Annotated in this window: 11 protein-coding genes; 4 read left to right on the top strand and 7 right to left on the bottom strand. The window is 49.5% G+C overall.

What is annotated here, in order from left to right; translation table 11 throughout:
* The first annotated feature begins 38 nt into the window (after positions 1-38).
* The 3 genes from ftsH to RO22_RS11850 all read left to right on the top strand — a co-directional run bounded on the left by ftsH (position 39) and on the right by RO22_RS11850 (position 3,384).
* Positions 39-1,886, top strand: a complete 1,848-nt coding sequence (ftsH, locus tag RO22_RS11860) for an ATP-dependent zinc metalloprotease FtsH (RefSeq protein ID WP_041158415.1) — start codon at positions 39-41, stop codon at positions 1,884-1,886.
* Positions 1,887-2,133: 247 nt separating this feature from the next.
* Entirely contained in the window at positions 2,134-3,066 is a 933-nt protein-coding gene (locus tag RO22_RS11855; RefSeq protein WP_039858316.1) for a DnaJ C-terminal domain-containing protein, read from the top strand.
* Between the two features lie 3 nt (positions 3,067-3,069).
* Positions 3,070-3,384: a chaperone modulator CbpM gene (locus RO22_RS11850; protein ID WP_039858314.1), complete on the top strand. Its 315-nt coding sequence runs from the start codon at positions 3,070-3,072 to the stop codon at positions 3,382-3,384.
* Positions 3,385-3,503: 119 nt separating this feature from the next.
* Here RO22_RS11850 and RO22_RS11845 read toward each other — a convergent pair whose 3' ends face one another.
* The 4 genes from RO22_RS11845 to RO22_RS25315 all read right to left on the bottom strand — a co-directional run bounded on the left by RO22_RS11845 (position 3,504) and on the right by RO22_RS25315 (position 8,414).
* Complete coding sequence (locus RO22_RS11845; RefSeq protein WP_041158414.1) at positions 3,504-4,619, bottom strand: ABC transporter permease; 1,116 nt, start codon at positions 4,617-4,619, stop codon at positions 3,504-3,506.
* 1 nt (position 4,620) lies between these two features.
* Complete coding sequence (gene rbbA / locus RO22_RS11840; RefSeq protein ID WP_041158413.1) at positions 4,621-7,341, bottom strand: ribosome-associated ATPase/putative transporter RbbA; 2,721 nt, start codon at positions 7,339-7,341, stop codon at positions 4,621-4,623.
* Positions 7,338-8,135 carry an HlyD family efflux transporter periplasmic adaptor subunit gene (locus RO22_RS11835; RefSeq protein WP_235270502.1) on the bottom strand — a complete coding sequence of 266 codons (798 nt, stop codon included), beginning with the start codon at positions 8,133-8,135 and terminating at the stop codon, positions 7,338-7,340. The genes rbbA and RO22_RS11835 overlap by 4 nt, the downstream gene beginning before the upstream one ends.
* Before the next feature lie 72 nt (positions 8,136-8,207).
* Positions 8,208-8,414: a hypothetical protein gene (locus tag RO22_RS25315; RefSeq protein WP_235270501.1), complete on the bottom strand. Its 207-nt coding sequence runs from the start codon at positions 8,412-8,414 to the stop codon at positions 8,208-8,210.
* Positions 8,415-9,410: 996 nt separating this feature from the next.
* Here RO22_RS25315 and RO22_RS11830 point away from each other — a divergent pair.
* Entirely contained in the window at positions 9,411-9,881 is a 471-nt protein-coding gene (locus RO22_RS11830) for an antitoxin Xre/MbcA/ParS toxin-binding domain-containing protein (protein WP_041158412.1), read from the top strand.
* Positions 9,882-10,322: 441 nt separating this feature from the next.
* Here the strand turns inward: RO22_RS11830 and cas6f are convergent, their stop codons facing one another.
* The 3 genes from cas6f to RO22_RS11815 are packed head-to-tail and all read right to left on the bottom strand — an operon-like array spanning position 10,323 to position 14,045.
* Complete coding sequence (gene cas6f, locus RO22_RS11825) at positions 10,323-10,931, bottom strand: type I-F CRISPR-associated endoribonuclease Cas6/Csy4 (RefSeq protein ID WP_041158411.1); 609 nt, start codon at positions 10,929-10,931, stop codon at positions 10,323-10,325.
* On the bottom strand, positions 10,928-11,977 hold the full coding sequence (csy3, locus tag RO22_RS11820) for a type I-F CRISPR-associated protein Csy3 (RefSeq protein ID WP_041158410.1): 1,050 nt from the start codon (positions 11,975-11,977) through the stop codon (positions 10,928-10,930). Before csy3 ends, cas6f begins: the two co-directional genes overlap by 4 nt.
* A gap of 10 nt (positions 11,978-11,987) precedes the next feature.
* A complete protein-coding gene (locus tag RO22_RS11815; RefSeq protein WP_041158409.1) occupies positions 11,988-14,045 on the bottom strand; it encodes a hypothetical protein in 2,058 nt (685 codons plus the stop codon).
* Position 14,046 lies beyond the last annotated feature (1 nt).

Below are 14,046 nucleotides of genomic sequence, written 5' to 3'. Positions count from 1 at the left end.
TCCAATAAGGCCCTCTAGTAAGCCGCATTGAGGTTAGCATGGACAAACGTTACCAAGCATATATCCTCTTTTTTATTTTCGGCTATATTGTTGTCCTATTGGCTCAGGACTTCATTGCGGAGGAGCGTTCCTACGAACCGATTCCCTATTCCGAGTTTCGACATCATCTTGAGCAAGGCATCATCAACACGCTTGATGTTAGTTCAGAGCGGATCAAAGGCACCTACAATACGCCACTCTCCGACGGTACTACTGGCTTCACCACCTATCGCATCGGCCCGACCTTGGCCAATGACCTAGCCCAATACGATGTCACTTTCAATGGTGCGCCTAGTGAGTCATGGCTGACCTCTATGCTTTCTTGGCTCTTGCCGTTCCTGCTCGTATTCGCTATCTGGGGATTTTTCCTGCGCCGTATGGTATCTAGTCAGGGAGGCCTTGGCAGCATGATGACACTGGGCAAATCGAAAGCCCGTGTTTATGTTGAGACCGAAACCAAGGTGACCTTCGCCGACGTGGCTGGCATTGACGAAGCCAAGGATGAACTCAAGGAAGTAGTGGCCTTTTTGCGCGACCCACAGCGTTATGGTCGCCTGGGGGCTCACGTGCCGAAGGGCATCCTTCTGGTTGGTCCTCCTGGCACTGGCAAGACGCTACTGGCCCGTGCCGTGGCTGGCGAAGCTGGCGTTCCCTTCTTTTCGATTTCAGGGTCCGAGTTCGTAGAGATGTTCGTCGGTGTGGGGGCAGCCCGAGTTAGAGACCTCTTTGAGCAAGCTGCAAAAGCCACGCCGTGTATCATTTTTATTGATGAGCTGGATGCACTCGGCGGCGCCCGAGGGCTTGGTATGCTCGGTGGCGGTCATGACGAAAAGGAACAGACCCTTAACCAGCTACTAACTGAGCTAGATGGCTTTGATACATCATCCGGGATTGTACTTCTGGCCGCGACTAACCGACCCGAGATCCTTGATCCCGCCCTGCTGCGTGCAGGACGTTTCGACCGTCAGGTTTTGGTCGATCGCCCCGAGCGGCGGGGACGTATTGCCATTCTCAATGTACATCTAAAACACCTCAACAAGCTGGCGCCTGATGTCGATGCCGAGCAGATAGCCGCCTTGACCCCAGGGTTTACCGGTGCTGATCTAGCCAACTTGGTCAATGAAGCGGCTCTGCTAGCCACGCGCCGTGATGCCGATGCGGTGACACTAAGCGATTTTACACTCGCGGTGGAACGCATCGTTGCCGGACTGGAGAAGAAAAGCCGTGTGCTTAATGAACATGAGCGACGCGTAGTAGCGCATCACGAAATGGGCCATGTTCTCGTCGCCGCTTCGTTGCCTGGAATGGACCCCGTACACAAAATCTCTATCATTCCACGTGGGGTTGGCGCCTTGGGCTATACACTCCAGCGCCCAACAGAGGAGCGTTTCCTGCAAACGGTTGCCGACCTAAAGAGTCGTATGGCAGTGCTGATGGGCGGCCGAGCCGCCGAACGCATGATTTTCAACGAAATCTCCACTGGAGCGGCTGATGATCTGGCCAAGGTGACCGATATTGCCCGTAGCATGGTCACCCGATTCGGAATGAGTGAGGAAGGCGGACAAGTCATTTATGAGGAAGACCGGCAAGCATTTCTAGGCGACAAATTTGGGCTCGCAAAGCCCAAGACCTACTCCGAGGAAACAGCCCGTGAAATCGATACTGCCATACGCAGACTGGTCGACGACGCTTTTGATAGTGCCACCCAGATACTGACCCGCCGTCGCAAGGTACTGGAGACCGGTGCCGCCATGCTGCTTGAGCGCGAGACGCTGACCGCCCAAGATTTTCCGCCTATCGGGGAAGTAGCAGAGATAGCTGACAGGCCAGCGACGGATCGAATATAAAGCACTCTTGACCCATAGGTACGATAGGCTCGACTAAAAAACATAATGACTACTTTGTCTGACCTATTACAGCAAAGTGTGGATTTATTGATAATGGTCACGATAAGACGAGGAGAGGCATTTTAAAATAACAATAACCTTTTACTATAGGCTCTTAAAGTAACAAAAGAGGCATCTAGCCGGCCAACGGACATTTGCGTAATGAATGTCTCGCCCCCCTTAGCCCCGAACAAGTATGGAGTGATTCGTGGAGTTCAAGGATTATTATCAAATACTTGGGATCGATAGAGCTACCGCCATCCCCGACATCAAGAAGGCCTATCGCAAGCTGGCGCGCAAGTATCATCCTGATATTAGCAAGGAGCCCGATGCTGCCCTGCGTATGCAGGAAATCAATGAGGCTAAGGCGGTGCTTACCGATCCCGAGAAACGTGCGGCTTACGACCAACTGGGAGAGCATTATCGTGCTGGGCAGGAGTTCCGGCCGCCGCCAGATTGGGATGCAGGTTTCGAGTTCTCGGGCAGAAATTACGAAGATGTCGACCTTGGTGAGTTCAGTGACTTCTTCACCGATCTATTTAGCCACGTTGGTCGGCGAAGCACCGGGTCACATCACCGCGTGCGTGGATTGGATCGTCATGCAAAAGTTTTCATCGACTTGCGCGACACCTATGACGGTGCAACACGCTCGGTGACTTTGCATGCGCCACAGACTGATCCACAAGGACATGTCTACCTGCAGCAGCACAATCTCAAGGTGCGCATTCCTAAGGGTATCACTGAAGGTCAGCATATCCGCTTAGCGGGACAGGGCCACCCTGGTACAGGTGGGGGCGAGTCCGGCGACCTTTATCTGGAAATACACTTTACACCGAACCCCGACTATCGCGTGGAAGGGAAAGATGTGTTCGCAACCCTGCTGGTTGCACCTTGGGAGGCAGCTCTCGGTACGTCTCTCACGATGCCCACACCTTCTGGACAGGTTCAACTGAAAGTGCCCAAAGGTTCCCAAAGCGGTAGAAAGTTACGATTGAAAGGCCGAGGCATTCCCAGTTCTGAGCCTGGTGATCTCTATTTCGTCCTGAACGTGGTATTACCTCCGGCCAATACCGATAAGGCACGCCAACTGTATGAAAGTATGGCGCGTGACATACCATTCAACCCGCGTCAAAAGAGGTAGATCATGGTTGAAAACAACATAGTCAATGGTGAAATACTCGACGAAACTACCCTTACACTGGAAGAGTTCGCGCATGCATGCGCCGTAGAAAGGCAATGGGTGAAAGAGCGGGTCGAGAGCGGCATGCTCGGCGATGGCACTCACTACGTCTCTCAATGGCGATTCACCAGCCACGATCTTATTCGGGCTCGCCGCCTTCGCCAAATGGAGTACGATTTCGATGCTGTCCCAGAGCTAGCCGCTCTGGTCGCCGACTTGTTTGAGGAGATTGAGCGACTAAAAGGACGGCTCAGAGCGGCTGGACTGCCCTTCCATTAAGTCGCTAGTCCATGACCACTTATGGGATTGATGAATGCTGCATTGATTTATGTTGCCGTTGCCCCCCTGCTCCAGGGTTTGTTCGGCCATAAACAACGCGCCGAAAGTAGCTGGCTGAATCATTCTTGTGCTTTTCTAAGTCTTACCAGGGCGCCAAAGAAGAACACGCTTCCAATGATGGCCAGCGCCAACAAATGCGGCCAGACAATTCCCAATCCGGCGCCACGAAAGAGAATGGCCTGAGCAAGCTCGACAAAGTGAGTGGTCGGGGCGACGAACATAATGCGCTGCACTAGATCTGGCATGCTTTCACGCGGTGTCATCCCGCCCGAGAGAATCTGCAGGGGAATCAGTACCAGAATGATTAATAGCCCCAATTGCGGCATTGAGCGCGCCATCGTACCCAGAAAAATCCCCATCGATGTGGTCGCGAACAGCAGTAGCGTGGCGCCGAAAAGATAGAGCATCTGCGAGCCGCGAAGAGGTACTTGCAGCCAACCCTCGACGATAATGCGTAGTGCGAAGACCGAAGCCAGCAGCACGACCAACCCCATCGACCAGACCTTGGCCAACATGATCTCGAACGAGGTGACCGGCATGACCAACAAATGCTCAATGGTGCCGTGCTCTCGTTCACGGATCAACGCTGCTCCTGTCAGGATAATCGACAACATGGTGATTTGATTGATAGCTTCATTAATGGCGCCGAACCAACTTCGGTTGAGATTAGCGTTGAATTCAGCACGAACCACTGCCTCAATGCGGCCCGGTGATGATTGCTGGTATGCTCCGATGAAATCGGCCACCTCACCACTGATAATCCGCTGGATATGCCCAGCTCCCGTGAATGCCTGGCTGATCTGGGTAGCATCGACATTCAACTGAATGGTCGGCTGTCGAGCGGCCAGCAGATCACGCTGAAAGTTAGGAGGAATATTAAGTGTAAAGGTATAACGCCCCGCATCCATGCCGCGATCCATCTGGCCAATATCGATAAATTCGGGCGGCAAAAAATAGGGAAGTTGAAAGGCATTAACAATACGCAAGGATGCCTGAGATCGATCCTCGTCGACGATGGCTACGCTAGCCCGGAACGGCGCCTCCGGCTCGCCAGTGGCACTCAGGTAGATCCCCAAAGTAAACGAGTAAACGATCAGTAACATCAGAGCCGGGTCGCGATACAGGCTGCGTATTTCCTTGATACCCAGTTGCAGAATATTGGCAAACCTGGCCATGTCAGCGCTCCTGCTTCCTAAGCCCCAAAACACTAAACAACGTCAGTACGGGGATAGTAATCAGCAGGGCCAGAAAATACGGTGTCAAATCTCCCAAACTAAGCGCTTTGGAAAACACGCCTCGACTGATAATCAGAAAATGGCTAGTGGGGTAGATATGTCCAATGACAGCCGCCCCCCCTTGCAGCGCAGAAACCGGAGAGAGTAGCCCCGAAAACTGGATCGCAGGCACCAGTGTAGCGATGGCGGTACCGAAGATAGCGGCAATCTGACTATGCAGAACCGATGACATCAACAATCCCATCCCCGTGGAACAGGCGACATAGAGCAGCGCTCCTAGGCTCAATGTCAGCAGGCTCCCCTTCACTGGGACGCCAAAGGCCAGAACGGCGAACGTCACTAAGGTGGCGAAATTGATCATCGCCAGCATTATGTAGGGCAACTGCTTGCCAAGCAGAAATTCCAACCGAGAAACCGGCGTGACGTAAAGATTGATAATAGAACCGAGCTCTTTCTCACGAACGATTCCCAGTGCAGTAAGCATCGCCGGTATCAGCATGAGCAGTAACGGGATCATCGCCGGGGCCATGGCTGGCAGGCTTCTAACATCGGGATTGTAGCGGTAGCGAATGGCAATCTCGACAGGAGAAGAGGTTCCAGCACTTTCACTCAAACGAGCTACGGTCTCAGCATGAATCCCCTCCACATACCCTTTGATGGTATCGGCCCTGACCGGCATGGATCCGTCGACCCAGTAAGCAACTTTGGGCACATTGCCACGCTTGAGATCGCGGCCAAACCCTGGCGGAATTTCCACCGCCAGGCTAATGTCGCCGCTGCGTAGACGTTGCTGTACATCGGTGTAGTCGGTCAGAGGAAACTTCTCGGTGAAATAACGCGATCCCGTTAGATTGAGAGTATACGCTTGGCTGGTAGTGGTCTGGTCACGATCGAGCACGGCATAGGTCAGATGTTCGACATCCATATTGATGCCATATCCCATGATAAACATTAGGATCAGACTACCCAGCAGCGCCAGCGTGGCGCGTATCGGATCGCGACGTAGCTCCAGGGTCTCTCGGTGGGTATAGCTGAACAAACGACGCAGGCTAACGGTCAGCCCGCCTGACCGGGTCGACGGGTGCGGTTTTAGAGAGGTAGTTGTCGGCTTTTCGGGCTCGGCTTCATCTATCTTGCTAGCCTCCTTCAGGTACGCCATAAAGGTAGCTTCTAGTGTGGGTAAGCCACGCGACGCTAGTAGCCCCGCAGGGGTGTCGGTGGCTAATACGCGCCCTGCATGCATCAGGGCAATTCGGTCGCAGCGCATTGCCTCGTTCATGAAGTGGGTGGAGATGAAGATCGTCACTCTCTCTCCACGGGAGATCTGCCCTAACAGCAGCCAGAAATCATCGCGTGCAATCGGATCCACTCCAGAGGTGGGTTCGTCGAGAATCAATAACTCAGGACGGTGAATAACAGCCACCGCCAACGACAGCCGCTGGCGCACACCTAGGGGAAGCGCTGTCGGTAATTTGTCAGCCACTGCTGTGAGGTCAAAACGATCCAGCATCTCCCTCACGCGAAGGGAGCGCTCAGCCTTAGGAAGATGAAACAGGTGCGCATGCAATTCAAGATTCTGACGAAGCGTCAGTTCCGTATAGAGAGAAAAACCCTGGGACATGTAGCCCACCCGACGGCGCGTAGCGATATCGCGTGGATCGACGGGCTTATCGAATAGCAATGCCTTTCCTTCACTGGCGGATAGTAGCCCAGTGAGCATCTTCATCGTGGTGGTCTTTCCACAGCCATTAGATCCCAGGAAACCAAATATTTCACCGCGTTCGATACAAAAGTCAGCGTGATCCACGGCGACGAAATCGCCGAACCGCTTGGTAAGTCCATGGGCCTCAATGGCTATATTGGCATCAGGTTGACGCGGCGTTATCTTGAAGTCTCGATGCCTGCGCCGTTTAGTCTTGGTTAATAACCTGATAAAAGCTTCCTCAAGCGTTGCGCTTTCCGTCGCTGCCAGCAGATCGTGGGGCGAGCCAGTATTCAGTACCTGTCCCTCATTCATGACCACCAACCAGTCGAAACTTCGAGCCTCCTCCATATAGGCAGTGGCAACTAGTACGCTCATACCTGGGCGCTTGCCCCGTATCCTACCAATCAGTTCCCAGAACTGGGCGCGTGACAAAGGATCGACGCCAGTGGTGGGTTCATCGAGTATCAATAGGTCGGGATCGTGGATCAGCGCACAACATAGCCCCAGTTTCTGTTTCATTCCGCCGGAGAGCTTGCCGACAGGACGTTCCGTGAACCCAACCAGCCCAGTACTGTGCACAAGTTCGGCAATACGACTATGCCGGTTCCGGCGATCCAGACCGAATAGTCGGCCGAAGAAATCGAGGTTTTCAAAGACTGTCAGAGTGGGATAGAGGTTCTTTCCCAACCCCTGAGGCATATAGGCAATCCGCCAGCACACCTGTTTGCGATGTCGCCCTTCTGCCATGTCACCGCCTAACACGACAACTTTACCCTGCTGAATTTTCCTGGCACCGGCGATCAGGGCCATCAGACTGGACTTACCCACGCCATCGGGTCCGATCAATCCCACCATACTGCCAGCGGGGATGGCCAAATTTAGGCCAGATAAGGCATGCACTGAACCATAGCGCAAGCTGACACCTTCAAGCTGTACCACAGGTTTATCAGGGATCATGGCGTCACATTGACCTTCAGTTCTTCGGGCCAATCGAGCGTATCATCAAGCTTGAGATAGGCCATGCCCGGCAAACCGGTTTTGACTTGATCCAGATGCTGTTCAAGTAGCGCAGGGTCGATACGAGCCTTAACTCGAAACATTAACTTTTCACGTTCGCTAGCCGTTTCCACGGTCTTGGGCGTGAATTGGGCCACGCTGGAGACGTAGCTGACGTTAGCCGGGATCACATACTGAGGTGCTGCATCTAGCACCAAGTGCACGTCAGCACCCAGCGCAACACGCCCGGCTTGACGCTCGGGCAGGAAAAAGGTCATATACACATCGGTCAGATCGATGAGATTGAGTACCACGCCCCCCGCTGACAGCACTTCACCGGGCTGAGCGACACGATACTGAACCCTAGCCACCCGGTCACTGCGCAGCTGGCTGTCTTCAAGATCTGCCTCTAATTTGTCCACCGTGGCGCTCGCCGCCTCAATGGCCGCCTGTGACTCAATGACCTGTGAATCGGCTGCCTCAATAGCCGCCACGGCAGCGAGTACACCCGCACGCGCTGCCGCCAACGCGGCTTCGGTACTCTCCAAGCGGGCTAAGTCATCGTCGAGTTGCTGCCTTGACAAAGCATTGCGAGCGACCAATGCCAGAGTTCTTTCATAACGCTTTTGAGCCGCCGTTAGCTCGGCTTGCCGTTGCAGAACGGTGGCATCGGCAGCCGTTTTTTCGCTCTGTCGTTGAGCTACTTGTGCCTGGGCGGTGCGTGTCGCGCTCTCGGCCTGTCGAACCTGTGCCATGGCCTGTCCCAGCTCGGCTTCTAGCACCTTCGTGTCCATACGCACCAAAAGCTGATTCGGCTCGACCTGCTCTCATTCGCCAACAAACACTGCTTCGATGCGCCCCGCCTGCTTGGTAGCGATATCGATTTCTGTCGCTTCAATCCTTCCATTACCGCTGACAAAACCATCACCCAGTCCATCGGGTCGGAACTCCAGCCATACCAGCACACCGGCAATGAATACAACTCCGGCAATTATTAATATTCGCCATAACACTTTTTTCAGCTTGGAGGACACAACAGAGCTTCCTTGATTCTCTAATTATTCAGTAGGAAAAAAAGATAACGACTGATGTCATTATTGACCTTTACAACCACCATGAAACTGGAAAATGTACATTTGGTGATACAGATCAAGAATATTCTCCAAATATCTTGCATTCCTGATATCAATTCTTGAATGACACTAGGCTTAAGAGCCTGTCCCTGCTGAGTAGGAGGCTAGACTTGAAAAAGGCTTGCGCGAAGTATAAGTCACTTGCTTTAGATGAAGCAGAAGCGAGGCTGCATACCAAGTAACCATGTCGTCGATACGACTCCAGGGAAACCAGCGACTATCTTCGTGATATGTCAACTTCGGTGGTTTAAATGTAGCGGGTGCCTAATAGTATAAAGAAATCCAAACATGAAACATGTGGATCATTATGCTTTTTACAGAATAATGTTTATAGAAGGCACATGGCAACACAGCTCTCGAAGGATAACTACATAAAGCTATGACACGTAACTGAGGCAGGATCGAAGGGAAAATCAGATGTCGTTTCCACTTCAATCTGACATAACCAGAACCAGAAAACAGCCACTTACATCAGGAATTCCACCGCAAAATGACATAACTTTTCCACTTTTAAATGACATAAAGTAAAACGATCGTTTGCTCCGGTAGCAAAATAACGTCATAAAAAAACATCCTGATAAACAGCTCTTGGCCGCAGCACATGATCAAAACTGCTGAGCATCCCACTAAAATGGACACCTTACGGCTTACGTTGAATTCAGCTATAAACGCTCAAAAGAAGAACTGGTTATATGGCTGATCTGGCCACGATGCCATGTCTATATTCTCTGCAAATTTCGACATAGCCCCATCCAGTGCCGATGCCAAAAAACATAGTTCACGTGCATAACCAACCATGAGATACAGACTACACTTCAAACAGAAACAGTCGCTCCGTGCTGTTATCCATCTCCGCTTCATGTGAAGTTTCATAACCATCACTTGACGAGGCGACTTATGCCAGAACTACCAATCTCGCCTCATAAAGCTAGGAATAATAAGCGTGAAATACGGACAGCAGAGTTCTGGCGGTTCATCACAGCCCAAGCGATGCGTAAAGAGTCTGAGCGTTTACAAAGTATCCAGGAAGGCCTCTCACCAACGTTATTGCTAACAGTGCAAGAGACCTTTCAGCTACAGGATAAGCAGGTTAAGGCATTGTTCAATGTGTCCCTCTCGGCGGTTCACCGCCGCAGACGTGAAGGAAAAAATCTGAGCTCAGTGACATCAGAACGTCTTGATAGGGTTGCGACCTTAAATCACCTCGCGATGGTAGTATTCGAGGACAAACTGGCCACGATCAACTGGATGTCTAGTTCGAACGAAGCGCTGGGAGGACAGGCACCTGTCATGCTATGCGGCACTGATATCGAAGCAAAACGGGTTCGGCGTCTACTCCTCGCTATGGAGTGTGGCGGTGTGGCGTGAAGGTGGGTATTCATTATTACCCAGGCTGGTGCTCTAAGAGCAAACCAACTCATCTTCAGAAATAGCCTTCACCTAGCACCACAAAAAACCCTCCAAGAAATCTTGGAGGGTTGAAAACCAATACTGCCTTGCGGCGGTGTGTATCATTACCGTTGCTGGCTTCCAGTCCTAATATCAGCTGCCTATTCGGCGGTTCACAGCGGCTCACCGGCTAGATCACAGCAGTACATTTTTTCAGCTGCCTATTCGGCGGTTCATTTGCTGTTGCTTCCCTGCACGGTTTTCTTGTTTTTTTCAGCTGCCTATTCGGCGGTTCACTAGACCTAGCTAGCAGTTTAAATATAGACATCAACGAGATAAGTACAAAATGCTAAAAATACCCTTTTTGGCGTAATTCAGGCAGGCCATTGATAAGTATCATAATATATTTTCTAACAATATTTAGGTAATCTGCTTAAGGCTTGGCACAGAACCAGGGTATGTATGTTGTGTAGCAAGCCCGTAACTATTGTAGCTATCAAACTTGCTTTCTTCGCCAAGTGCTTCAAGCTGCACATACAGCGGGAAGCGTTGGCCTGACGATCGGCTATCAATAGGAATTACGTGGCAGTGATCAACGAAGCGATCTGATACGGCACTACTAGGCATGAACGTCTCGCCACGTTTTTCCGCCCGCTTTTTGCTGCGGATCAGCCTTCTCTTAATTTCGCCTGGGAAAGATTTAGCAACATGCTGGTTTCTAATAAACCTAACTTCTTCTGATATGGCAGGAACCATTTTGATATCACTAACTTCAATAAACTCTTCGTCCACCATATTCTTAAAATACCGCACTGATGATAAGTAAGACAAAGCATTAATATCTTTACTCACAAAAGCGATTGAGTCCCCTACTGAGTCCGTAGCCCATGATGGAAACGAAACACCAATGCCCGAACTTGTTATCTTAGAGCCGCTCATAAGACCATGTAAGCAAGCAATACATCTACCTGCTAAAAATGCGTGATTAGCTGACGGCATTAGATATTTTATGTAAAAAAAGTATCTCATTTTTCACCTTTCTTTATTCCTTTTTGAAACATACCGCCCTTCACTAGCACTGACATCAAGTAGTGTGCATTAGGGCTGGCCTGCCTGGTTTCAATCATTTTCTCTGTGATACTTATAATTTCGTTTAACAGCGAGTAAAAATCTTTTTTCGTAACCGGCTCACGCATAGCTAAAACCCGACTACGATCTGCACCGTATTCACTCACCCTTAAAGGGTATTCAGCACCTTCATCTAGCCACCAGTCATCAATTTTTTGAATTGCTGCTCCAACTTTATAAGCACCAAAGCTAACTGCTTGACGACCATCACTCATTGTACTTTTCATAAACTGCCTCGCTGCACTTCCGTTGCCTCTATCATCTTTCTCAACAAATAATTGACTGGGGAATATTTCTTGGCAAAATTCTGTTTTAATTTTGGCAGTTACATCAGCAAAAAGAAATTTTTGTGGGCAAGAAAGTGCTTCTTCAAGCTCGGCTGCTAGTCCTTCTAATGATTTAAGGTCACCTCCTTCCCAAGAAGAACCCCATTCTTTGTACTGTACGTCTTTAACACAGTAGTTTTTTAAACTTGAGGTAGAAACTTCAACAGCTATTCCTCTTGCAAATTTATTTCTCCAAAGCCACTCAGCTGAAAGAATATTTTTAGCATATCGGGTTGCTAACTCATGATATCCACCCAAGCTTCTATAAGTATCAGAAAATTCTCTCAATGCTTTTGTTGCTTCTGCATTATCACAGATATTTGGTTCTAAACTGTTTGAAATGATGCGTAAAGAAAAACGACAATACACCGTATCGACTAAAGGTGGTACATAACACGTTTCGAGCATAATAGGATTAGAAAAGCCTAAATCACTTGTTTCTTTTGCGCGTGCAGTTCCAGATGCCATATAACCATCGCTAAACGTTGACTTGGGGCCACGAAACCGTGTCACTTCAGCTTGCAACGGCTCAAATTCGCTCGAATCTGTCCGGTAATAAAAAACCGCCTTACCTGGGTTGAGAGAGCGCTCATAGCTAAGATGCCTGAAAGAGTTCATCATACTGACCTGCCTATGCTTTTTTCATCAGCATAGTCAGGTTCTGGCTTTTCAACCTCCAGAATGCGTTTTTAAGAAAGTCAGCTTTACCATTGAGCCTCACGCTTGCCGGTGACAGCGTCTCTGTTAGACCTACCACAGACTCAGCATAAGCATGGCACTCCCTGTGTGAACCAGACCGATAGCAAGGTTCTTCAAGCAACTGATAGCCACTCGTAGCAGGTAAATGATTGGGGTACTTGGACAACCATGCCACCAAGCTTTCAATGCGTTGCACCTGTTTTTCTGAGTCGACAACCCAGCGACCTTCATCCGGCAGAAGCGATATGGCTGCCAATAAACTGTGCGCATCTGCGTATGCTTGGCACCACTGCAACTCTTCATGAAGTGGCGGGGGCTGCATAGTCCCCCCAGCGAACCTTCCGGGGAAAGCAGACTGCAACATAGGTAATTCGTCATTTCCCAGCGGAGTATCATCTCCATCCTCTACACGATAGCGAATAACTAAATCCATGCGTAAATCGCAAAAGCGCATATCAATCAGGCCTGCGCGTTTAGGAGCCTCGCCTGGCTTCGTTGGTGGTAGGTAAGGGGCAGATATCTTGGCACCCGAAGAAAGCTCATACTGCCGCAAAAACCAGGCAACTCCTTCAAAGACAATGTTCCGTTTAAGGAGTTTTCGTAAACGTAGCTGGTAGTTATAGACGGTTCCCCATACTGCTAGCAGTGAAGGCAAGCCCACTAGATAGGGACAAGATAGCGCCTGTGCATCGAATACATGTAGGTTTTTAAAGTGAAGGTAATGATATGGCTCTTCAGCCATGGGTTCATCTTCTTTGATTTTCATCCCAATCAACAAGGACTTAAGCTGAGCCTTGAAAGGAATTAATAGCTCTGGATGATAAGCAAAACTTTGTGTCTGGGGATACCTTACCAAAATACTATGCAATTCTTTATTAACCTCAGGTAAGACTTCAAGTAAATCCTCGTCAAGAGCAGAAATCAAAAGAAATGCAGTGCTGTTTTCCCGGTCTGAAGGTACCTCCCCTCCTACATTTCGCCAATAGCTAACTGGGGATAGCCATTCAGATAAAGACTGCCTCAGCAACTTAATAGCAGAACGCCTATGATCTCGCCTTTCCTTAGCTACCAACAAGCTTTTACTTTCAACAATTTCATTACATGCCAGGATAAACGATTGACTTCTTAAAGAACTGTGATGAAAGTCTACACACACGCTTTCAGAAAATTTCCCATTTTTATAGCAACTATTAGATAGCAAGCGAGGTGAATAATTAAGAGCGGAGATATTGCCTCCAAGTGATGATGCTAAATCTCCAACACTTGAGGGGTGCCAATGTTTTATTGTTGAAAAACTCCCAGCTTTATTGCGGCGAGAAATTTGAATATCGGCCAACAATGAATGTGAAGTGACCGGTGTAATGCTTACATCTTTTCCTTGGTAGATAAATGTCACTTGTACAGAATATCTATCCACATAAGAGGGTAATAGATTTTCAGTAAAATATTTCACGAAAAGCGACTGAAGGTAAATCCACTGACCATCAGATATACCAAGCTTCTTGAATTCTTCCTTCCACCTTTCTTCATTATCTATAATGACTGTAGCTAAACAGTGTGTCACACCATTAAATATAAATTGAGCTCCAAAAAGCTTTGCTTTATTAACAGCTGCTGAGTTGTGTGACCAGCCCAAACGACTCACGCTATTAAATGAAGAAATGACACTACTAGGGGGCTTCTCAGACTTTACTAAAATTCTTTGATGTGCGACACGTGTATCAGGATACTTTAGGTTATGTGAGTGCAGCCACTGTACTTCCTGCGCACAGCTTTCTATATGCTGCCAATCTTTGAGTGTTTCAATTGCTCTTTTTTTATTCAACAAATCGGGAGCGTACTGACGCTTATGCGATAAGTTAAGCAGCACCAGAATAGCAGCGTTAACATCTTCAGAAACCTCTAGCAGCGGCGTGTAGGGAGCAAAGGCTTTACGAATTGCTTCTGAGCGGCTTGGCTCATCAAGTTCCAACAGTGTATTTAAAGACATG

The organism is Halomonas sp. KHS3 (genome assembly GCF_000830495.1).
Taxonomy (GTDB): Bacteria; Pseudomonadota; Gammaproteobacteria; order Pseudomonadales; family Halomonadaceae; genus Vreelandella; species Vreelandella titanicae.
The sequence above is the reverse complement of the archived record's forward strand: the minus strand, read 5'-3'. Positions and strand labels throughout refer to the sequence as shown.